Origin of the sequence: Pseudomonas sp. FP818 (assembly GCF_030687335.1) — a bacterium.
GTDB lineage: Bacteria > Pseudomonadota > Gammaproteobacteria > Pseudomonadales > Pseudomonadaceae > Aquipseudomonas > Aquipseudomonas shahriarae.
On sequence record NZ_CP117427.1, the window covers coordinates 3,369,145 to 3,390,370 of the forward strand.

The 21,226-nt window shown below is 63.7% G+C and carries 15 protein-coding genes and 1 pseudogene; 9 read left to right on the plus strand and 7 right to left on the minus strand.

The features are described from left to right. Positions 1-9 precede the first annotated feature (9 nt). The 5 genes and pseudogenes from PSH80_RS15010 (at position 10) to dhaL (ending at position 4,796) form a co-directional block, all read left to right on the plus strand. Complete coding sequence (locus PSH80_RS15010) at positions 10-1,017, plus strand: substrate-binding domain-containing protein (protein ID WP_057959241.1); 1,008 nt, start codon at positions 10-12, stop codon at positions 1,015-1,017. Positions 1,018-1,153: 136 nt separating this feature from the next. Further along, positions 1,154-1,909, plus strand: a complete 756-nt coding sequence (locus PSH80_RS15015) for an SDR family oxidoreductase (RefSeq protein WP_057959240.1) — start codon at positions 1,154-1,156, stop codon at positions 1,907-1,909. Positions 1,910-1,935: 26 nt separating this feature from the next. Beyond that, positions 1,936-3,051 (plus strand): alcohol dehydrogenase catalytic domain-containing protein, encoded by a 1,116-nt coding sequence (locus tag PSH80_RS15020; RefSeq protein WP_115128447.1) that lies wholly within the window; start codon positions 1,936-1,938, stop codon positions 3,049-3,051. 90 nt (positions 3,052-3,141) lie between these two features. Continuing rightward, positions 3,142-4,145 (plus strand): annotated as a pseudogene (locus PSH80_RS15025) (dihydroxyacetone kinase subunit DhaK). Between the two features lie 3 nt (positions 4,146-4,148). After that, positions 4,149-4,796, plus strand: coding sequence for a dihydroxyacetone kinase subunit DhaL (dhaL, locus tag PSH80_RS15030; protein WP_115128449.1), 648 nt, complete (start codon positions 4,149-4,151; stop codon positions 4,794-4,796). Between the two features lie 10 nt (positions 4,797-4,806). Here the strand turns inward: dhaL and PSH80_RS15035 are convergent, their stop codons facing one another. Beyond that, positions 4,807-5,682, minus strand: a complete 876-nt coding sequence (locus PSH80_RS15035) for a LysR family transcriptional regulator (protein ID WP_057959238.1) — start codon at positions 5,680-5,682, stop codon at positions 4,807-4,809. A 150-nt stretch (positions 5,683-5,832) separates the two neighbouring features. Here PSH80_RS15035 and PSH80_RS15040 point away from each other — a divergent pair, with 150 nt between their 5' ends. Next, positions 5,833-7,359, plus strand: coding sequence for an MFS transporter (locus tag PSH80_RS15040; RefSeq protein ID WP_057440823.1), 1,527 nt, complete (start codon positions 5,833-5,835; stop codon positions 7,357-7,359). Between the two features lie 34 nt (positions 7,360-7,393). Here PSH80_RS15040 and sohB read toward each other — a convergent pair whose 3' ends face one another. Further along, entirely contained in the window at positions 7,394-8,416 is a 1,023-nt protein-coding gene (gene sohB / locus PSH80_RS15045; RefSeq protein WP_057959237.1) for a protease SohB, read from the minus strand. A gap of 361 nt (positions 8,417-8,777) precedes the next feature. On the opposite strand from sohB, the gene PSH80_RS15050 reads away from it, so the two are divergent. The 3 genes from PSH80_RS15050 (at position 8,778) to PSH80_RS15060 (ending at position 11,410) form a co-directional block, all read left to right on the plus strand. Next, positions 8,778-9,488: a histidine phosphatase family protein gene (locus PSH80_RS15050; RefSeq protein ID WP_057959236.1), complete on the plus strand. Its 711-nt coding sequence runs from the start codon at positions 8,778-8,780 to the stop codon at positions 9,486-9,488. A 56-nt stretch (positions 9,489-9,544) separates the two neighbouring features. Then, positions 9,545-9,859, plus strand: a complete 315-nt coding sequence (locus PSH80_RS15055; RefSeq protein WP_057440819.1) for an SCP2 sterol-binding domain-containing protein — start codon at positions 9,545-9,547, stop codon at positions 9,857-9,859. A gap of 180 nt (positions 9,860-10,039) precedes the next feature. After that, the gene (locus tag PSH80_RS15060; protein WP_305417323.1) at positions 10,040-11,410 is read left to right on the plus strand and encodes a VOC family protein; all 1,371 of its coding nucleotides are present in this window, start codon (positions 10,040-10,042) and stop codon (positions 11,408-11,410) included. A gap of 147 nt (positions 11,411-11,557) precedes the next feature. On the opposite strand, the gene PSH80_RS15065 is transcribed toward PSH80_RS15060, so the two are convergent. The 5 genes from PSH80_RS15065 to PSH80_RS15085 all read right to left on the minus strand — a co-directional run bounded on the left by PSH80_RS15065 (position 11,558) and on the right by PSH80_RS15085 (position 21,225). Beyond that, a complete protein-coding gene (locus PSH80_RS15065) occupies positions 11,558-11,797 on the minus strand; it encodes a DUF465 domain-containing protein (RefSeq protein ID WP_032857259.1) in 240 nt (79 codons plus the stop codon). A 78-nt stretch (positions 11,798-11,875) separates the two neighbouring features. After that, positions 11,876-14,413, minus strand: coding sequence for an excinuclease ABC subunit UvrA (locus tag PSH80_RS15070; protein WP_305417326.1), 2,538 nt, complete (start codon positions 14,411-14,413; stop codon positions 11,876-11,878). A 57-nt stretch (positions 14,414-14,470) separates the two neighbouring features. Beyond that, positions 14,471-16,600, minus strand: coding sequence for a PAS domain-containing hybrid sensor histidine kinase/response regulator (locus tag PSH80_RS15075; protein ID WP_057959233.1), 2,130 nt, complete (start codon positions 16,598-16,600; stop codon positions 14,471-14,473). Between the two features lie 135 nt (positions 16,601-16,735). Then, positions 16,736-19,834 (minus strand): error-prone DNA polymerase, encoded by a 3,099-nt coding sequence (locus PSH80_RS15080; protein ID WP_305417328.1) that lies wholly within the window; start codon positions 19,832-19,834, stop codon positions 16,736-16,738. Then, the gene (locus PSH80_RS15085; protein ID WP_169989985.1) at positions 19,810-21,225 is read right to left on the minus strand and encodes a DNA polymerase Y family protein; all 1,416 of its coding nucleotides are present in this window, start codon (positions 21,223-21,225) and stop codon (positions 19,810-19,812) included. Before PSH80_RS15085 ends, PSH80_RS15080 begins: the two co-directional genes overlap by 25 nt. Position 21,226: the final 1 nt, after the last annotated feature.

Below are 21,226 nucleotides of genomic sequence, written 5' to 3' on the forward strand. Positions count from 1 at the left end.
GTTCTCATTATGAAATTCGCTACATCGTTTGCCGCCGTGGCGGCCCTCTCCCTGCTCGCCAGCAGCATCACCCTGGCCGCCGATGGCAAGACCTACAAAATCGGCGCCGCCGTATACGGGCTCAAGGGCCAGTTCATGCAGAACTGGGTGCGCGAGCTGAAGGAGCATCCGGCGGTCAAGGATGGCACCGTGCAGTTGACCGTCTTCGACGGCAACTATGACGCACTGACCCAGAACAACCAGATCGAAAACATGGTCACCCAGCGCTACGACGCGATCCTCTTCGTGCCCATCGACACCAAGGCCGGTGTCGGCACGGTGAAGCAGGCAATGTCCAACGATGTGGTAGTGATCGCCTCCAACACCAAGGTCGCCGACGCCAGCGTGCCGTACGTGGGCAACGACGATGTCGAGGGTGGTCGCCTGCAGGCCCAGGCCATGGTCGACAAACTCCAGGGCAAGGGCAATGTGGTGATCATCCAGGGCCCGATTGGCCAGTCGGCGCAGATCGACCGGGAAAAAGGCGAGCTGGAAGTGCTGGGCAAACACCCCGGGATCAAGATCATCGAGAAGAAGACTGCCAACTGGGACCGCGCCCAGGCCCTGACCCTGACTGAAGACTGGCTGAACGCCCACCCCAAGGGCATCAACGGGGTGATCGCGCAAAACGACGACATGGCCCTCGGCGCCGTGCAGGCCCTCAAGTCCCATGGACTGACCTCCAAGGAGGTGCCTGTCACCTCCATCGACGGCATGCCGGACGCGATTCAGGCAGCGAAACGAGATGAAGTCACCACCTTCCTGCAAGACGCCCAGGCCCAGTCCCAGGGCGCACTGGACGTAGCCCTGCGGCAACTGGCGGGCGAAGACTACAAGCCCAAGTCGGTGATTTGGGAGCGCTATGCCAAGGACGTGAAATGGGCCGACGGCACCGCGAAGAACTACATCCTGCCGTGGGTGCCGGTCACCAATGCCAATGCGGATGCGCTGTACCAGCAGGTCAGCGGCACTAAATAGCAACGCGGTCAATGTGGAAGCTGGCTTGCCTGCGATTGCCTCACCTCGGAATCCCTGACAGACCGAGATGCGCGCATCGCAGGCAAGCCAGCTCCCACATCCGATCTCCACTGTTTTTGAGAATGGAGTTAAACCAATGTCTGGATTCTGGAACCAAGCCTTCGACCTCAGCGGCCGCTGCGCCGTGATCACCGGTGGGGCTGCGGGGATTGGTCTGGCATGTGCCAGCCTGCTGGTGGAGCGTGGCGCGCGCGTGGCGCTGCTCGACCGCGATCCGGCCGTGGTAGAAGTAGCCGCCAGCCTCGGCGCCGGGCATCTTGGCCTGGCCGTCGACCTGCGCCAGCTCGATCAGGTGCAGAGCAGCATCGACTACGTGTTCGCGCACTTCAAACGTCTGGATTATCTGATCAACAGCGCCGGCGTGGTGATGCTGGACAAGGCCATCGACGTCAGCGAAAACGCCTGGGACATCACCCTGGATATCAACCTCAAGGCCAGTTTTTTCGTGGCCCAGGCCTGCGCCCGGCACATGCTCGCCCAGGGCAGCGGGCGCATCGTCAACCTGGCGTCCCAGGCGGCGGTGATCGGCCTGGATCGGCATGTGGCCTATTGCGCGAGCAAGGCCGCGATTGTCGGCATGACCAAGGTCCTGGCCATGGAATGGGCGCCGCACATTAATGTAAATGCCATCTCCCCCACCATCGTCGAGACCGCCCTGGGCAAAAAAGCCTGGGCCGGCGAAGTGGGCGAACGGGCCAAATTGCAGATCCCGGCGGGCCGTTTTGCCCAGCCGGATGAAATCGCCGGGCTGGCGTTGTACCTGCTCAGCGACGCAGCCCAGATGATCACCGGCGCCAATATGGTGATCGACGGCGGCTACAGCATTCAGTAATCCTTCTATTCGTCGTGAGGTTTGTCATGTCCATCGCTACCGAACGTACCGCCGAACAACTCCACCCAGTGATCCCCAAGACCATGCAGGCCGTGGTCTGCCATGGCCCGGAAGACTATCGCCTGGAAACCGTCGATGTACCGACGCCAGGCCCCGACGAGATCCTGACCAAGGTCGAGCTGTGCGGCATCTGCATGGGCGATATCAAGACCTATCGCGGCGCGCCGTCGTTCTGGGGCGACGCCGAGCAGCCGCGCTACGTCAAGCCGCCGATGATTCCCGGGCATGAGTTTGTGTGCCGCGTGGTCGCCCTGGGCCCAGGCGCTGAAAAGCGCGGGGTGAAGGTCGGCGACCGGGTGATTTCCGAGCAGATCGTGCCCTGCTGGGGCTGCCGTTTCTGCAACCACGGCCAGTACTGGATGTGCCAGAAGCACGACCTCTATGGCTTCCAGAACAACGTACAGGGCGCCATGGCCCAGTACATGATTTTCACCAAGGAAGGCATCATCCACCAGGTGCCGGACTCCATCGCGCCGGACGAAGCGATCCTGATCGAGCCGCTGGCCTGCTCGCTGCACGCGGCGGAACGGGCCAATGTGGATTTCGACGATGTGGTGGTCGTGGCCGGCGCCGGCACCCTCGGCCTGGGGATCATCGGCGCGGTGCGCATGCGCAACCCCAAACGCCTGATCGTGCTCGACATGAAACCCGAACGCGCCGAACTGGCCCTGCGCATGGGCGCCGACGAAGTCTGGAACCCGGCCGAAGTTGATGTACTGGCGAAAATCCGCGAAATCACCGACGGCTATGGCTGCGATATCTATATCGAAGCCACCGGACACCACAAAGCGGTGAACCAGGGCCTGGCGATGCTGCGCAAGCTGGGGCGTTTCGTCGAATTCAGCGTGTTCAACGACGAGGCCACGGTAGATTGGTCGATCATCGGCGACCGCAAGGAGCTGGACGTACTCGGCTCGCACCTGGGCCCGTACATGTACCCACGGGCCATCGACTTTATCGGCAAGCGCAAGATCGACATGCGCGACGTGGTGACCCACAAGTTTGCGCTGGCGGATTTCAAGGAGGCGTTTGCGGTAATGGAGCGCGGGGACAAGTCCTTGAAGGTCGTGCTCGAGCCCTGAACCCAACACATATCCAAATGTGGGAGCGGGCCTGCCCGCTCCCACACTTGAACGACTGCGCCCAAGACAACAAGAACAGGAACCCGCGTTATGAATCGAGTCATCAACGATCCGGACCAAGTGGTCGAGGACATGCTGCGCGGCATTCTGGTCGCCCATCCCGAACTGACCCAATGCGATAGCAACCCCCGCGTGATCAGCAAGGCCAAGCCCTCCGGCCCAGGCCGCGTGGGCATCGTCACCGGCGGCGGTTCCGGCCATGAGCCGGCGTTTCTCGGCTACGTCGGCCCCGGCCTGGTGGACGCGGTGGCCGTCGGCGAAATTTTCTCGTCGCCCACCGCCAAGAGTTTTCTTCGACGCGTTTCGTGTCGCCGATCACGGCGCCGGCGTGGCCTGTCTGTACGGCAACTATGCCGGCGACAATATGAACGTGAAGCTGGCGATGAAAATGGCCGCCAGCAAGGACATGCAGATCCGCACCGTGGTCGCCAACGATGACGTGGCGTCGGCGCCCAAGGCCGATATCGCCAAGCGCCGCGGGGTCGCCGGGGAAATCTTCATGTGGAAGATCGGCGGGGCCGCCGCCGCGCAGCACTATGACCTGGATGGAGTGATCCGCGTCGCACAGAAGGCGGTCGATCACTGCCGCTCCATCGGCATCGGCCTGACGCCTTGCACCATTGCCGCGGTGGGCAAGCCGAACTTCCAGATCCCGGACGGCCAGATGGAGTTGGGTATCGGCCACCACGGCGAACCCGGGGATCGAGGTGATCCCGATCGAGTCTGCAGCGGCCATGGCTGAACGCATGCTGGCACCGATTCTCGCCGACCGCGATTTCAGCCAGGATGACAGCGTGGTGGTGCTGGTCTCGGGCCTGGGCGCGACGCCGGTGATGGAGCTGTACATCTTCTACGCCGAAGTCGAAAGCCAGCTCAAGGCCAAGGGCCTGAAGATCCATCGCTGCTACGTCGGCAACTACTTCACTTCTCTGGAAATGATGGGCGTGACCCTGACCCTGCTGGGCCTGGATGCCGAACTGAAAACCCTGATCGACCAACCTTGCCGCTCCATCGGCATGACCCAGGCGGAATAGACCATGAGCCAGCATTTTTCTACCCACGACGGCAGTGCGATTGTCACCGACCTGGTCAGCGTGATCGTCGCCAACCGTGAATACCTCAGCGAAGTCGATGGCGCGATTGGCGATGGCGACCACGGCATCAACATGGCCAAGGGCTTCGCTCATTGCGGCCGCACCCTCGAAGGCCGGCAACTGACCCTGGCCGAGGCCCTGGATGAACTGACCCTGAGCCTGATGGAAGGCATCGGCGGCTCCATGGGCCCGCTGTATGGCAGCCTGTTTATCGGCATGGCCGATGAAGTGCGCGGCAGCGAAAATATCGACGCCGCGACCTTCGCCCATCTACTGCGCGGCGGCCTCACCTCCCTGCAGGACATCACCGAAGCCGGCGTCGGCGATAAGTGCCTGATGGACACCCTGATCCCGGCGGTGGAGGCGTTTGAGCAGGCACAGGCAGCGGGTGCGTCCTTCAGCGACGCCCTGGACGCGATGAAAAGCGCCGCCTCCCAGGGCCGCGACTCGACCAAGGACCTGGTGGCCAAGATCGGCCGGGCCAGCCGTTTGGGCGAACGCTCGCTGGGGGTGCTGGATGCGGGGGCGGTGTCCTGCTGCCTGATCCTCACGCAGCTGGCAGACTCGATACAGCCCCGCCTGACCCGGTAGGGACCAGTTGCTACGGGGTGGGGTTGTGTTTGATGTGCTGGATATACCGCGCCACCGCCGGGGCTTTTTCAAAGCGCCGGTAGATCAGCGACAGCCACGACGACGCATCGCTGCCCTGGAGGGTGCGGTAGTGCACACCCGGCAAGCTGACATGCCCCACCACCGACTCCGGCACCACCGCCACGCCCTGCCCCAGGGACACCAGGGCAATCACCGCCACCAGGCCTCCCGGCTGCGGCCCCAGGCGCGGGGCGTACCCGCCTTGCGCGGCCACCTGCAAGGTACCGCTGATTTGCTCGGGCAGGATGAAGGTCTCGTTCTGCAAATGCTCGCAGGTGATCGCCTTCAAGCCCAGCAGCCACGAGCCCTGTGGCAGCGCCAGGACAAAACCCTCACTGCCCAGGCGTAGCGCCTCCACGCCGTCGGGCAGGGTCATGGGTGAGCGAATGTAGCCAATGTCGTAGCGCCCTTCGGCCACCAGCCCCGGCAACAAGGCCATGGGGCTTTCCCGCACGCTGAGGCTGACATCGGCAAACTCCGCACAAAACCCCTGCACCTGGCGTTGCAACACGCCGGAATACACCGCCGACGCCACATAGCCCAACTCGATATGGCCGATCTCGCCACGCCCGGCGCGCTGGGCATTGCGCTGGGCGAACTCGAATTGGCGCACGGTGGCTTCAGCTTCACCCAGCAACGCACTGCCCGCCTCGGTCAGGCTGACATCCCGCTGACGCCGGATAAACAGGCGGGTACCCAGGGCGCGCTCCATATCCTGGATCTGTCGGCTCAAGGTGGGTGGGGCAATATCCAGTTGCTCGGCGGCCCGCGTGAAGTTGCGGTGCCGGGCAACGGCCAGGAAGTAGCGGAAATGACGTATTTCCATCGCAGGATTAGCTCAAAGGTAATGATGTGCTTCACCTCGGCTAACAGAATCACTGGGCGCCGACGATAAGCTCACAGGACACCCACAGTAGAGAGTCCACCTGATGCCCGTCAAATCCGTCTTGCCTGTTGCCTGCCAGGTAATCCTGCCATGAGCCGGGTCAGCCCCCGCCTTACCCTGTTGACCGCCTCCGGGGTCTGTTCGTTGATTGTCCTCGACACCAACATCGTCGCCGTGACCCTGCCGACCATTGCTCGCGACCTGGGCGCCAATTTCGCCGATATCGAATGGGTAGTCAGCGCCTATATGCTGGCATTCGCCGCCCTGCTGCTGCCAGCCGGGAGCATTGCCGACCGCTTCGGCCGCAAGAAAACCCTGGTGTGGGGCCTGGGGATTTTTATTCTCGCCTCCCTGGGCTGTGGCGCCGCGCCCAGCGTGCTGCTGCTGGATATCGCCCGCGCCGTGAAGGGTGTCGGTGCAGCGTTGCTGCTGACCTCAGCCCTGGCCTCCATCGGCCATGCCTTTCACGATGACCTGGAACGGGCCAAGGCCTGGGCATTCTGGGGCGCCTGCATGGGCGTGGCGATGACCGCCGCGCCGACCCTTGGCGGCCTGATTACCCACTACATGGGCTGGCGCTGGATTTTCTACCTCAACCTGCCAGTGGGCCTGGCCTTGCTCGCACTGGTCCTGCACGCCATCCCGGAATCGCGCGACAGCCAATCGGCGCGCCTCGACCCCTGGGGCAGCCTGACCTTCAGCGCCAGCCTGCTGTGCCTGATCTGGGGCCTGATCGAAGCCAATCGCATCGGCTGGGACAACCCGCTGACCTATGCGCGGCTGCTCGGCGGCGCGTTGCTGCTGGGCCTGTTTGTGTGGGTGGAGCGCTTGCAGCGCCGGCCCATGGTGGACCTGCAACTGTTCCAGTACCCACGGTTTATCGGGGCCTTGCTGGGGATGTTTGCCTATGCCGGGTGTGCCCAGGTGATGATGACGCTGCTGCCGTTCTACCTGCAAAACGGCCTGGGGTTTTCCGCGATTGCCTCGGGCTTGGGAATGTTACCGTTTGCCCTGACCATGCTGATCTGCCCGCGGATCGGCGCACGCCTGGCCAGCCGCTTTGCCCCCGCGACCATGATGGCGGCCGGCCTGGCCCTGGTGGGCAGCGGCAACCTGCTCAGCGCCTGGGCGGTGAATGTCGGCGGTTATCTGCCGTTCGCCCTGGCGATTGCAGTGACTGGCGCCGGGGCCGGCCTGCTCAATGGCGACACCCAGAAAAACATCATGGCCTGCGTGCCAAGGGACCGCGCGGGCATGGCATCGGGCATGAGCACCACGATGCGTTTCAGCGCGATCATGTTGGCGATTGGGGTGTATGGCGCGCTATTGGCCAGTCATAGCGAGTATCTGCTGCAAACCAGCCTTGGTACGCAATGGCAGGCCCAGGTACCGGGGATTGCCTCGCGGGTGGTGGCCGGGGATATGCCAGCGGCCATGGCACTGCTGCCGGAGTCGGCGCAGGGATGGGTGCAACCCTTGGCGTGGCAAGCGTTTGTCGGCGGGTTTGCCAGGGTGTTGTGGGTGGCGGGGCTATTGGGGCTGCTGGGGGCGCTGGTGGTGGGCCTGCTGATGAGGCATCCGATTCCACTGCTGCAGGATCGACGCGATCCCCTGTAGGTGCCGGCTTGCCGGCGCCTACAGGGTGGGTGAGTTACCAGAAACGCTGTTGAGTCAGGCGGCTCCACCAGGTCAGCAGCACCCGGTCCACCGAGCCGCTGGCCGCCAGGCCCACCCGCTCCTGCAGGCTTTTACGCTCGGCATAGTGCAGGTGGAACAACTCGGCGGTCTTGGCCTTGGTGGCCAGGTATTCGTCACTGGTCTGCAGCGCGTCTACCAACTGCTTGTCCAGCGCCGCGACGCCCAACCAGACTTCGCCGGTAGCCACTTCATCAATCGCCAGTTGCGGGCGATAGCGCGACACGAAGTTCTTGAACAGTTGATGGGTGATATCCAGGTCTTCCTGGAACTTCTCCCGGCCCTTCTCGGTGTTTTCGCCAAACACCGTCAGGGTGCGCTTGTATTCGCCAGCGGTGAGTACTTCAAAGTCGATATCGTGCTTTTTCAGCAGGCGGTTGACGTTGGGCAACTGGGCCACCACGCCAATCGAGCCGAGGATGGCAAACGGTGCGCTGATGATCTTCTCGCCGATGCACGCCATCATGTAGCCGCCGCTGGCCGCGACCTTGTCGATGCACACCGTCAACGGCACGCCCGCCTCGCGGATCCGCGCCAATTGCGAGGACGCCAGGCCATAGCTGTGGACCATGCCACCGCCGCTTTCCAGGCGCAGTACCACTTCATCCTTGGGCGTGGCCAGGCTCAGCAGCGCAGTGATTTCGTGGCGCAGGCTGTCGGTGGCCGACGCCTTGATGTCCCCGTCAAAATCCAGCACAAACACCCGTGGCTTGGCTTCGGGGGTTTTCTTCTGTTTTTTCTCGGCCTTGCCCTGGGACTTGCGCAGGGCCTTGAGCTGATCCTTATCGAGCAGGGTCTGCTCCAGGCGCTCGCGCAGGCCTTTGTAAAAGTCATTGAGCTTGCTGACCTGCAACTGCCCGGCATTCTTGCGCCGGCCCTTGCTGCGCAACGCCGCAAAACTGATCAGCACCACCAGGATGGCGACGACCAACGTGACGGTTTTAGCCAGAAAACTTGCATACTCAGCCAAAAACTCCATGGGACTCCTTACAGAAACGGTGCGCCAGGCGCGATTGCCCCAGCATACCGATGGGACGGCCGGTGAGCCAGAGCTGAAACCCCTTGAAACGGGCCTCTCAAGGCTCATGCTCGTGAAAGGATCCAACAAACACCGCTAAACCCTGTGGGAGTTGTCGAGCCTTGGCGAGGCTGCGATAGCGGTGGGCCAGGCAACATCTCTGCTGACAGTGCCGCTGCCATCGCAGCCTCGCCAAGGCTCGACAGCTCCCACACGGATATCGGCCTCTAACGGGCTTTTAAAACAAGCGTATGTTTTTTCATTGACAGCTTCCCGGCATCCTCATAACCTCGCCAGACTTTCAACGTACCGGGTGACGGACGTGGGCAGCATCTATTTGATTCGACATGGCCAGGCCTCCTTCGGTGCAGACGACTATGATGTCCTGTCGCCCGTGGGTGTGCAGCAGGCGCAGATACTGGGCAGCCATCTGGCAGACCTGGGCCTGACGTTCGACCGCTGTGTGTCGGGCGACCTGCGGCGCCAGCAGCACACGGCCAATGCCACGCTCGAGTCCATCGGCGCCCAGGGCTTGCCGGTGCCGCCCCTGGAAATCGACAGTGCCTTCAACGAATTCGACGCCGACGCGATCATCCGCGCCCTGCTTCCGGACCTGCTCGACAGCGAGCCCGAAGCCCTGGATATCCTGCGCAACGCCCAGCAAAACCGTGGCGAGTTCCAGCGTATCTTTGCCCTGATCATCGAACGCTGGCTGAGCGGCACCTACGACACCCCCGGCCTGGAAAGCTGGCTGGGGTTTGTCGAGCGCGTCCAGGGTGGCCTGCAGCGCCTGCTGGAGACTGCCGACAGTTCCCACAAGATCGCCGTATTTACTTCTGGCGGCACCATCACCGCCCTGCTCCACCTGATTACCCGCATACCTGCCACCCAGGCTTTCGAGCTGAACTGGCAGATTGTCAACACTTCGCTCAACCACTTGAAGTTCCGTGGACGCGAAGTGGCACTGGCTTCCTTCAACAGCCATACCCACTTGCAACTGTTGAAGGCGCCGCAGCTCATCACCTTCCGATGAATTGCGGCCAACCGTGACCCCAAGGTCACTGGCACCACCCATAAAAGGATCGAACCATGACTGACGTAGCTAAAGCCGTAGAAGCAATGAAAGCCAAATTCAACCCAGCCGCTGCCGACGGCCTGGACCTGGTGTTCGGTTTCCGTATCGACGAGAGCCAGAACTTCTCCCTGATCGTCAAGGACAACACCTGCGAACTGCAAGAAGGCGTGAACCCTGACGCCCAGGTGACTCTGGTGATGGACGCTGAAACCATGAAAGGTATCGTCAGCGGCGAAACCGACGGCATGCAGGCCTTCATGGGCGGCAAACTGCGCGCCGAAGGCGACATGATGCTGGCGATGAAACTGAGCGAACTGTTCCCGGCCTGATCCAGGGCAACCTGGGTTGACCAATCCCGCCTACCCAGGCGGGATTTTTGTGTGTGCCTGTGGCGCTCATTCATTTGCAGAATGAAGTCCAGAGGAATCTTCGTTTGCGCCCCTCAGGCAGCGCCCAACAAAATCTGGCTTACGGCCCACACCACCGTTACCGCAGCCAGGAATTTTTCTATGCCTACCCCGCGCTTTATCAGCCCCGATGCCATCCGCAAAGACTTCTCCAAGGCCATGTCCGACATGTACCGCGAGGAAGTGCCGCTGTATGGCGCGCTGCTGGAGTTGGTGGCCGAAACCAATGCCCGGGTGCTGGCGAGCGATCCAGACCTGGCGCAGCAACTGCAGCACACTGGCGAAATCCAGCGCCTGGACATGGAGCGCCACGGCGCCATCCGCCTGGGCAGCGCCTATGAGCTGGCAACCATCAGCCGCCTGTTTGCAGTAATGGGCATGCACCCGGTGGGTTACTACGACCTCACCCCGGCCGGCGTGCCGGTGCATTCCACGGCCTTTCGCGCCGTGCATGAAAGCGCCTTGCAGACCAGCCCGTTCCGGGTCTTCACCTCGCTGCTGCGCCTGGAGCTGATCGAAAACCTTGAACTGCGAGCCTTTGCCGAATCAGCCCTGGCCAAGCGCTCCATCTTCACCCCACGGGCCCTAGCCCTGATCGAACAGGCCGAAGCCGACGGCGGCCTGAATGCCAGCGATGCCCAGGCCTTTATCCAGCAAGCCCTGGAAACCTTTCGCTGGCACCACACCTCCACGGTCAGCGCGGCCCAGTACCAGCAACTCAGCGACCAGCACCGGCTGATTGCCGACGTGGTGGCCTTCAAGGGCCCGCATATCAATCACCTGACCCCACGCACCCTGGACATCGACCGCGTACAAGCCGACATGCCCGGCAAAGGCATCACCCCCAAAGCCGTGATCGAAGGCCCACCCCGCCGCCAATGCCCGATCCTGCTACGCCAGACCAGTTTCAAGGCCCTCGACGAAGCCATTGCCTTTACCGATGCCAAGGGCAGCCACAGCGCACGCTTTGGCGAAATCGAACAACGTGGCGTGGCCCTGACGCCCAAGGGCCGGGCGCTCTATGACCAACTGCTCAACGCCGCGCGGGACGAACTGGGTGCCTTTCCCAATGAAGCCAACGCCCAGCGCTATACCGAACTGATGGCACAGCACTTCCAGGCCTTCCCGGATAACCATCGGGCCATGCGCGAGCAAGGTTTGGCGTACTTTCGCTACCGAGTGACCGACAAGGGCCGTGCCGCCGAGAAGGACGCGCCACAGAGTCTGGACGCGTTGATCGAGGCGGGTTACGTCGATATCGAACCGTTGGTGTATGAAGATTTTCTGCCGGTCAGCGCGGCGGGGATTTTCCAGTCGAACCTGGGCGATGCGGCGCAGAGTCACTACGCGGCCAACGCCAACCAGGCTGAGTTTGAACAGGCCCTGGGCCGCCAGACTCTTGATGAGTTGCAGCTGTATGCAGACACCCAGCAGCGCTCGATCGACGCCTGCCTGCAGGTGCTGCGCACCTAGAAAAAGAGTTCGCCCGACACCACAACGCATTCCATGCGCAGTCAACGTGCCCCAGGGTCGGGCGAACGGTTGGGATAATAGGCAGTGGCGGGGTTGTTGTCCTTGGGGCAATTCTGAACAAATATGGACCCCCTCCCCCAGCGTTGGCTAATGCCCCTTGGTCTGCTCCAGTTGTTCGACGATTTTATCTTTGATCAACAGGCGTTTCTTCTTCAGGTTCTCCACATCATCGTCATTGGCACTTGCAGATTCAGCCTCCAGCACCTCCTTGTCGGCAACGTCATACTGGGTGAGCAATACATCCAACCGATGGTGGCTTGCCCGACGCTGCTGGACATCCTCCTTGCTCAACCCCAAATCCTGATAAAGATCATGTTTCACTGGCATGAAGTACCTCCGCAAGTTAATCAATGACTGGTCCACCTTGAAGCTAGCCCATCCAGGGGCCTCTTGTCATGCCCAAGGTCAATTCCCTTGCCCCAGCTCGCGTGCGAGGAAGGGGGCAGTGCGGCTGGTTTGGTTCTGGGCGAGGTGCTGGGGCGTGCCGCTGGCGACGACGTTGCCGCCCTGGTCGCCGGCGCCTGGGCCGATGTCGATGACCCAGTCGCTCTGGGCCACCACGCGCATTTCGTGTTCGACCACAATCACTGTGTGACCGGCATCCACCAGGTGGTTGAGTTGCAGCAGCAGGCGGTCGACATCACGGGGGTGCAGGCCGGTGGTGGGCTCGTCGAGGACATACAGGGTTGCGCCCCGCGCGGTACGTTGCAGTTCGGTGGCCAGTTTGATCCGCTGGGCCTCGCCACCGGACAGCTCGGTGGCCGGCTGGCCCAGGCGCAGGTAGCCCAGGCCGATGTCGCGCAGGACCCGCAACGCGCGCAGCACGCTGGGTTGTTCGGCGAAGACGTCCACCGCCTGCTCAACGGTCAAGCCCAGCACCTGGGCAATGTTCAGGCCCTGCCAGGTAATCGCCAGGGTCTGGGGGTTGTAGCGCGCGCCGTGACAGGTCGGGCAAGGTGCGTAGACGCTGGGCATAAACAACAATTCGACGCTGACAAAACCCTCACCCTCGCACTTCGGGCAACGACCCTTGGCGACGTTGAAGGAGAACTGCCCGGCATCGTAGTGGTGTTTTTTCGCCGCTGGGGTAGCGGCGAACAGCTTGCGCACGTTATCGAACAGGCCAGTGTAGGTCGCGAGGTTGGAGCGCGGGGTGCGGCCGATGGGCTTCTGGTCCACCTGCACCAGGCGGCGGATCTGCTCCAGGCCCGCGCGGATGCGGCCACTGCTGGTTTGCGGCGCCGGGTCTTCGAGGTCGGGCTCGTCGTCGCTGACCACCACCCGACCCAGCCCCTCACCCACCAGGTCCAGCAGGGCCTGGCTGACCAGGCTGGATTTACCCGAGCCGGAAATCCCCGTCACAGCAGTAAAACAGCCCAGGGGAAAGTCCACGCTCACCTCGTCGAGGTTATTGCGGCTGACCCCTTCCAGGCTGAGCCAGCCGCTCGGCGCACGGCGCGAAGTGTTCAGCGGGCGCGGCTCGGCAAACAGGTATTCGCGGGTCTGTGACGCTGCAATCTGTGCCAGGCCTGCCGGTGGGCCGCTGTACAGGACATGGCCGCCCTGCTCGCCCGCCGCCGGGCCGACGTCGATCAACCAGTCGGCACGGCGCATGGTTTCCAGGTCGTGCTCCACCACAAACAGTGAGTTGCCGGCGGCTTTCAGGCGCTCCAACGCCGTGAACAGGGCTTCGCCATCCGCCGGATGCAAGCCGGCCGACGGTTCGTCCAGCACATAGATCACGCCGAACAGTTGCGAGCCCAATTGCGTCGCCAGGCGCAGGCGCTGCAATTCGCCAGAGGACAGGGTTGGCGTGCTGCGCTCCAGGGACAGATAGCCCAGGCCCAGGTCGGTCAGGGTGCTGACCCGCTCCAGCAAATCCTGGGCGATGCGCTGGGCGGCCAGGCGTTTTTCCACCGAGAGTTTTACCCGGCCCTTGCCCTCGGCCACCGGGCGCAGGAGCTGCGCCAGTTGCAACAATGTCAGTTGCGACAGCTCGCCAATATCCACCCCGGCAAACTTCACCGACAACGCGGCCTTGGTCAGGCGCTTGCCCTCGCACAAGGGGCACGGGCTGCCTTGCATAAATTGCGCGACACGCTTTTTCATCAGCGCGCTCTGGGTGTGGGTGAAGGTGTGCAGAATGTAGCGACGGGCGCCGCTGAAAGTACCCTGGTAGCTGGGTTCGAGTTTGCGCTTGAGGGCGCCGCGGGTCTGCTCCGGGGTCAAACCGGCATACACCGGCACCGTGGGCGTGTCCTCGGTGAAGAGGATCCAGTCGCGCTGTTTTTTCGGCAGCTCGCGCCAGGGGATATCGACGTCGTAGCCCAGGGTCACAAGGATGTCTCGCAGGTTTTGCCCCTGCCAGGCCAGCGGCCAGGCGGCGACCGCCCGCTGGCGGATGGTCAGGGACGGATCGGGCACCATCAGTGCCTCGGTCACTTCATACACGCGGCCCAGGCCGTGGCACTGCGGGCAGGCGCCCTGGGGCAGGTTCGGCGAGAAGTCTTCGGCATACAGCATCGGCTGCCCCGGCGGATAACTGCCGGCACGGGAATAGAGCATGCGGATCAGGCTGGACAAGGTGGTCACGCTGCCCACCGACGAGCGCGTGCTCGGCGTGCCCCGCTGCTGTTGCAGGGCCACGGCCGGCGGCAGCCCCTCGATGGAGTCCACATCCGGCACGCCCACCTGGTCAATCAGGCGCCGGGCATACGGCGCGACCGACTCGAAGTAACGCCGCTGCGCCTCGGCATACAACGTGGAAAACGCCAGGGATGATTTGCCCGACCCCGAGACCCCGGTGAACACCACCAGAGCATCCCGTGGGATGTCCACATCGACATTGCGCAGGTTATGTTCCCGGGCGCCGCGCACCCGGACAAAACCGGGGCGCGCGGCCAGAAGATCAGTGGCAGGCGGCAAGTGGCGCGATGAAGTCATGGTCAACCTTATAAGAGTCAGCGGTCCAGGGGTGGATCCGGCAACAGGGGTAAACGTTCAATCGCAGTAGCTCACCTGCGTGGTCAATACCGAGCGTACCTGTCGCGCCAGTTCCTCGGGGCTGTAGGGCTTGCCCAGCAGATGAATGTCGTTGCCCAGCAGGTGGTCGCTGGAAAGAATGTCACGGGTATGCCCGGAGGTGAACAGTACTGCAATGGGCGGCTGTTGCGCCTTGGCCCAGGTGGCCAGGTCGGTACTTTTGATCCGCCCCGGCATGACCACATCGGTGAAGATCAGGTCCGGCCGCAAGCCGGTGCGCAGCATCAGCATGGCGTCATCGCCATCGGTGGCAGTGAGTACCGTGTAGCCGGCCTGTTGCAGCAGTTCCACCGCTGCGCCACGTACGCCTTCGTTGTCCTCCACCACCAGGATGGTTTCCCGGCCGCCTTCTTGCTGCTCCACCTGGTCGGGCGCTTCCTGGCTTTCCGGCTCAAGGCTGTGGGGGAAGTACATCTGCACCAGGGTGCCCTGGCCTGGCTCGCTGCTGATCTGCACATGCCCGCCACTTTGCTTGACGAAGCCAAACACCATGCTCAAGCCCAGGCCGGTGCCGTGACCGTCAGGCTTGGTGGTAAAGAACGGCTCGAAGACCCGCTGCAGCACCGCCGGCGACATGCCGGCCCCCGTGTCGCTGACCGACAGGCGCACATATTCGCCAGGGGCAATCCCGCTGCGGCTGCCATCTTCGGGCGACAACGTGATGTTTTCACCGGTGATGCGGATCACCCCCTCGCCCTTCATCGCATCCCGGGCGTTGATCGCCAGGTTGAGCACGGCGTTTTCCAGTTGATTGCGATCGACATGAATGCACCACGGGTCTTGCGGCAACTGCACATCAATCTGGATGGTTTCCCCCAGGGCCCGCTGCAGCAACTCACCCAGGCCTTCATAAATGCGCCGCGGGTTGAACACCGCCGGTGACAGTGGCTGGCGCCGGGCAAAGGCCAGCAGTTGCGAGGACAGCTTGGCACCGCGCTCGACGGCCGCCAGGGCAGCACCGACGCGCCGTTGGACCTGGGCGTTATCGCGCTCATGGCGGGCCAGCAGGTGCAGGTTGCCGGCAATCACCTGCAGCAGATTATTGAAGTCATGGGCCACGCCCCCCGTCAGCCCGCCAATGGCCTCGAGCTTTTGCGACTGGCGTAACTGCTCCTCGGCGGCCGAGCGCGCCTGGACTTCGGCGGCGACGCGCTGCTCCAGGTTATGGGTGAGCTTGAGCAGAGACTCTTCAGCGATCTTGCGCACATGGATATCAATGATCACCCCGGGAAAGCGCAACGGCTGGCCGCCCGCGTCCAGCTCGCAACGCCCGCTGGCCAGTACCCACAGATAGCTGGCGTCCGGGCGTCGCACGCGAAACTCGACGTTATATGGCCCACCCGTCGCCAGGGTCTGGGCAATCAGGCGGTTGACCCGCGCCAGGTCGTCGGGGTGGATGGCCTGGGTGGCGACTGCAATGGAAACACCCCGCTCCACGTCGTCCATGGACAGGCCCAGGGTACGGGCGAAGCGCTCGTCGCCCGAGAGGCGATCCGGCAGCACATCCCAGACAAACGACCCCAGCAACGCCCCGGCATTGAGGGCCAGTTGCAAGCGTTCGTCCGCCACCCGGTAAGCCCCCTCGGCTTCCTGGCGCAAACGCTCGGACAGCACATGCTCGGTGGTTTCCACAACGATCGCCAACACGCCGGCCGGATGCTGGTCGTCGCCGGCCACCGGGCTGTAATAGAGGTCCAGCCACAAATCCTCGGGGCGGCCATTGCGCAGCAGCATCAAGGCCTTGTTGCGATAGGACAAGGTGCCACCGGCCAGGCAGGTGTCCATGACATGCCGGTTGAACTCGGCCACTTCCGGCCAGCCCTGCTCGACCGGCACCCCCAGCAGAAACGGGTGGCGCCCGCCGGCAAACACCGAATAGCTGTCGTTGTAGATCATGTACCCGGCGCGGCCCCAGAGCATCACCATCGGCACTGGCGAAGCGAGGAGCATCTGCACCGCGCAGGTCAGGCTGGTGGACCAGGTATCAATGGGGCCCAGGTCAGTGGTGGACCAGTCAAAGGCACGAATCCTTTGGGCCATTTCACCGCCCCAACCGTCACAGCCGTAGGTATTGGATAGAAATTGCATGGATCAGCTCAGTGCAGAGAGAGGACAGTCGCCAATGTTGGAGCATAGCCGGGCGCGATGGTTTCACTGTGTAGAAGAACCATTGCAGGAGCCGGCTCCCACAGGAGGGACGATTAGGTCGGTGCGCCCTACCCGTCAGTGGAAATCCCGGCTACGCACGCTGATCCCCGCCAACAGCGGCGTCAGGTCGCTCAGGCGGCCGGCGATCAAATGGCGGACTTCGCCCACCGCCTCCCAGCGCCCATCCACCTTGAGCAGCCGTGAGCCCACCAGCACCTGGCGCTGACGCTCGGCCAGCTCACGCCAGACCACCACGTTGAGGTTGCCAAACTCATCTTCCAGGGTCACGAAGGTCACGCCACTGGCCGTGCCCGGGCGCTGGCGCCCGGTGACCAGGCCGGCAACGCTGACATTGCGTCCGTGCTCCACCGCCTGCAATTCCTGTGAACTGCGGCAGCGCCGCGCACGCAGTTGATCACGCAACAGCGCCAGGGGATGGGGCCCCAGGGTGGTGCCCACACTGGCATAGTCGGCATACAGGTCCTCACCGACACTGGGAGCCGGTAGTTGCACCGCCTCCTCCCGCGGGCTCGACACCCCGGCAAACAACCCCAACTGTTGCTCCACCCCGGCCACGTCCCAGCGTGCCCGGTGCCGGTGCCCGGCCAACTGGCGCAAGGCCCCGGCATCGGCCAGCAGTTCCTGGGCACGGCTGTCCAACTGGGCGCGCTCGCCCAGGTCGGCGATCCCGCAAAACCCAGCGGCCTGGCGGGCGGTTTCGATACGCCGGCCATCCTCTTCGCGAAAGCCGCTGATCATGCGCAAGCCCATGCGAATCGCCGGCTGCTGGCCGTCAATGGGTTCCAGGCTGCAATCCCAGTCACTGGCGGTCACGTCCACCGGGCGAATCTGCAAATGATGGCGACGCGCATCCTGCAGGATCTGATCCGGGCTGTAGAAGCCCATGGGCCAGCTGTTGATCAGGGCACAGGCGAACGCCGCCGGTTCATGGCATTTGAGCCAGCAACTGGCATAGGTCAGCAAGGCGAAACTGGCCGCATGGGACTCAGGAAAACCATAGCTGCCAAAGCCCTTGATCTGCTCGAACACCTGGGCGGCGAAGGTTTGGCTGTAACCGTTCTTGAGCATGCCGTCGCGCAGCCGCTGGCGATGGGGCTCCAGGCCGCCATGGCGCTTCCAGGCGGCCATCGAGCGGCGCAACTGGTCCGCTTCGCCGGGTGTGTAGTGCGCCGCGACAATGGCGATCTGCATCACTTGCTCCTGGAACAGCGGGATACCCAGGGTGCGCTTGAGTACCGCCTCCAGCTCGGGCGATGGATAGGTCGTGGGCTCTTCCTTGTTCCGCCGGCGCAGATACGGATGCACCATGCCGCCCTGGATCGGCCCGGGGCGCACGATGGCCACCTCGATCACCAGGTCATAGAACGTCTTGGGTTTGAGTCGGGGCAGCATGGACATTTGCGCCCGGGATTCGATCTGGAACACGCCGATGGTGTCGGCGCGGCTGATCATTGCGTAGGTCGCCGCATCCTCCGAGGGCACCGTCGCCAGCGTCAGGTCGAGGTGACGATGGCGGCGCAGCAGGTCAAAACAGCGGCGGATCGCGCTGAGCATACCGAGGGCGAGGATATCCACCTTGAGCAGGCCCACGGCGTCCAGGTCGTCCTTGTCCCACTGGATGATGGTGCGCTCGGCCATGGCGGCGTTCTCCACGGGCACCAGGGTGTCCAGCGGCTGCTCGGAAATCACGAAACCGCCGGGGTGCTGGGACAGGTGACGCGGGAAGCCGATCAGTTGCTGGGTCAGGCCCAACACCCGCCGCAATACCGGGCTGTCCGGGTCGAAACCGCCTTCGCGCAGGCGCTCCAATGGCGGCGCTTCATCGCTCCAGCGCCCACAGCAATCGGCCAGGGCATTGACCTGATCCGGTGGCAGGCCCAGGGCCTTGGCCACATCACGCACCGCGCCGGCACCGTGGTAGCTGCTGACTACTGCGGTCAAGGCCGCGCGGCGCCGGCCATAGCGCTGGAATACGTATTGCAGCACCTCTTCACGACGCTCGTGTTCGAAATCCACGTCGATGTCCGGTGGCTCGTTGCGTTCCCGGGACAGGAAGCGCTCGAACAGCATTTTCATGCGGCTGGGGTCGATTTCGGTGATACCCAGGGCAAAGCACACTGCCGAGTTGGCCGCCGAGCCACGGCCCTGGCAGAGGATCGAACGGCTGCGGGCGAAGCGCACGATGTCGTGCACCGTCAAAAAGTAGCTTTCGTAGCCCAGCTCGCTGATCAACTCCAGCTCATTATTGATCTGCTCCAGAGTCTTGGCTGCTACCCCCTCGGGCCAGCGCCGGGCAATGCCTTCTTCGGTCAAGGCACGCAGCCAGGATTTTGGGCTCTGCCCTTCTGGCACCAGCTCCCTGGGGTATTGATAGCGCAACTGGCTCAGGTCGAAGCTGCAACGGCGGGCGATGTGCAGCGATTCTTCGAGCAAGTGCGCCGGATACAGCGCACCCAGGGCCTCCAGGCTGCGCAGGTGCCGCTCGCCATTGGGGTGCAGGCGCTGGCCGGCTTGCGCCACCGGCAGGTGATGGCGGATCGCGGTCATGGTGTCCTGCAAGGCGCGCCGGCTGCGCACATGCATATGCACATCGCCACAGGCCACGGCCGGCAGGTGCAGGCTGGCGGCCAGTTGCAGGCGTTGCGCCAGGCGGTGGGCATCGTCCTGGGCGCAATGCAGCTCTACCGCCAGCCATAGCCGCCCGCTGAAGGTTTCGCACAACCATTGGCCGTCGGCAGGTGTGTCGCCCTCGTCGGCCAGCCACAGCACCAGCAGCCCCGGCACCGGCTCGGCAAAGTCTTCGCGTAACAGGCGGTACTGGCCTTTTGCGGCACGGCGCCGGGCCAGGGTGATCAGTCGGCACAGGTGTTGGTAGCCCTGCAGGTCCTCCACCAGCAGCACCAGTTTCGGGCCGTTTTCCAGGCGCACCTCACTGCCGACGATCAACCCCAGCCCAACCTCCTTGGCCGCCTGCCAGGCCCGCACGATGCCGGCCAGGGTGCATTCGTCGGTGATTGCCAGGGCCTGATACCCCTGCTGTTTGGCGCGCTCGAACAACTCGCGGGCACTGGACGCGCCGCGCTGGAAGGTGAAGTTCGACAGGCAGTGCAGCTCGGCGTAGCCCTCCATCATGCAAACCAGCCTTGCAGCCACAGCCCGGCGCTGTCACCCACGGTGCGATAGGCCCAGCCTTGCTGCCCGCTGCGAGTGCGCACCAGGTAGTAATCGCGGCGGATATCCACGCCATCCCACCAACCGGACTCGATGCGCTCCGGGCCCAGCAGGATCTGCAGGCCCTGCTCGGCGAGCAGAGTCGGTTCATGGAGCAGCCAGCCAGGGCGTTGCACCGGGCTCAAGGCCGGGCAGGCACGGCTGTCGGCGCCCGGCAGCCAGGCGCACTCGGGACGATGGTCGGCATGGAAGCGCAAGCCCTGCACCGCCTCATCCCCCAGGCGCGCGCGCAGACGCTCGCGCAATTGCACCCAGGGCAGGGTTTGCTGCGGGCGCTCGTCGAACAGGTCCTGGCGCTGCGGTACAAACACCGGCAAGTCTTCGGCCAGCAGGCGCAGGCCACGCACCGGCGCCGCCACTTGCACCTGCTCCAGGCGGCCACGGGCCAGTTCAAACAGCATCGAGGGTTCGCGCTCGGCACTGAGCAGGCCAACCTGGATCACGCTGTCGGGCGCCTCGGCATGCTCCAGGTGCAGGGCAAAACGCTGCACGCCACTGTCACGGCCACAAAGGAACGCCGCAAGGTCGCCGGTCAGGCGCCGCAAGGGAAACAGCAGCGCCTGGTGGGACTGCACATCGAAATTCAACTCGATGCGCAGATCAAAACGATCCGGCGGCTGATAAAAATCCAGGGCCAGTGGCCGTTGCCCGGTCAAGGCATCCAGGTGCTTGAGCACCCCCGCGTCGAAGCGCCTGGCCAGGGTATGCCGGGGCAACGCCTGCACCTGGGCCAGGGTCCGCAGGCCCATGCGCGACAAGGCCGTGGCGGCTTGCGGGGTGAGGCCGACGCGATCAATCGGCATCGACCCAAGGGCGTGCTGTAAACCCTCGACATCGGCCACCGCCAGGCCATCGTAGGCATTGGCCAACACCCGCGCAGCGGCCGGGTTGGGGGCGGCGACGATACGGTGGCGAAAGCCCAGGGCGGTCAGTTCCTTGCGCAAGCGTGCTTCCAGCAGCGGCCACGGCCCGAACAGGCCCAGGCTCGATTCGATTTCAAACAGCAAGGCCCGCGGATAGAACACGCTGACCTGGGAACTGAAACGGTAGGCCCAGGCCGCGAGCAATTGCTGGCAGCGCTCGATATCCACCGGGTCGTATTCGACGCAGGTAAAAGCCTTGGTCAGGGCATGGGCCGCCGTCAGGGATTGACCGGGGCGCAAGCCCAGGGCACGTGCGGCGGCATTGACGGTTTGCAGCACCCGGCGTTGCGGCGGGCCGGCCAACAACGCCAAGGGTTGGTCGGGTTCGGGACGCTGACGCAAGACCCCGTCCAACGCCAATTGCGGGAAGACAATGCACACCCAGCGCATA

What these genes read in the sequence shown, in the direction of transcription:
- PSH80_RS15010 (WP_057959241.1), top strand. Translation starts at nt 10, where the DNA reads ATGAAATTCGCTACATCGTTTGCCGCCGTGGCGGCCCTCTCCCTGCTC.
- PSH80_RS15015 (WP_057959240.1), top strand. Translation starts at nt 1,154, where the DNA reads ATGTCTGGATTCTGGAACCAAGCCTTCGACCTCAGCGGCCGCTGCGCC.
- PSH80_RS15020 (WP_115128447.1), top strand. Translation starts at nt 1,936, where the DNA reads ATGTCCATCGCTACCGAACGTACCGCCGAACAACTCCACCCAGTGATC.
- dhaL (WP_115128449.1), top strand. Translation starts at nt 4,149, where the DNA reads ATGAGCCAGCATTTTTCTACCCACGACGGCAGTGCGATTGTCACCGAC.
- PSH80_RS15035 (WP_057959238.1), bottom strand. Translation starts at nt 5,682, where the DNA reads ATGGAAATACGTCATTTCCGCTACTTCCTGGCCGTTGCCCGGCACCGC.
- PSH80_RS15040 (WP_057440823.1), top strand. Translation starts at nt 5,833, where the DNA reads ATGAGCCGGGTCAGCCCCCGCCTTACCCTGTTGACCGCCTCCGGGGTC.
- sohB (WP_057959237.1), bottom strand. Translation starts at nt 8,416, where the DNA reads ATGGAGTTTTTGGCTGAGTATGCAAGTTTTCTGGCTAAAACCGTCACG.
- PSH80_RS15055 (WP_057440819.1), top strand. Translation starts at nt 9,545, where the DNA reads ATGACTGACGTAGCTAAAGCCGTAGAAGCAATGAAAGCCAAATTCAAC.
- PSH80_RS15060 (WP_305417323.1), top strand. Translation starts at nt 10,040, where the DNA reads ATGCCTACCCCGCGCTTTATCAGCCCCGATGCCATCCGCAAAGACTTC.
- PSH80_RS15065 (WP_032857259.1), bottom strand. Translation starts at nt 11,797, where the DNA reads ATGCCAGTGAAACATGATCTTTATCAGGATTTGGGGTTGAGCAAGGAG.
- PSH80_RS15070 (WP_305417326.1), bottom strand. Translation starts at nt 14,413, where the DNA reads ATGACTTCATCGCGCCACTTGCCGCCTGCCACTGATCTTCTGGCCGCG.
- PSH80_RS15075 (WP_057959233.1), bottom strand. Translation starts at nt 16,600, where the DNA reads ATGCAATTTCTATCCAATACCTACGGCTGTGACGGTTGGGGCGGTGAA.
- PSH80_RS15085 (WP_169989985.1), bottom strand. Translation starts at nt 21,225, where the DNA reads ATGCGCTGGGTGTGCATTGTCTTCCCGCAATTGGCGTTGGACGGGGTC.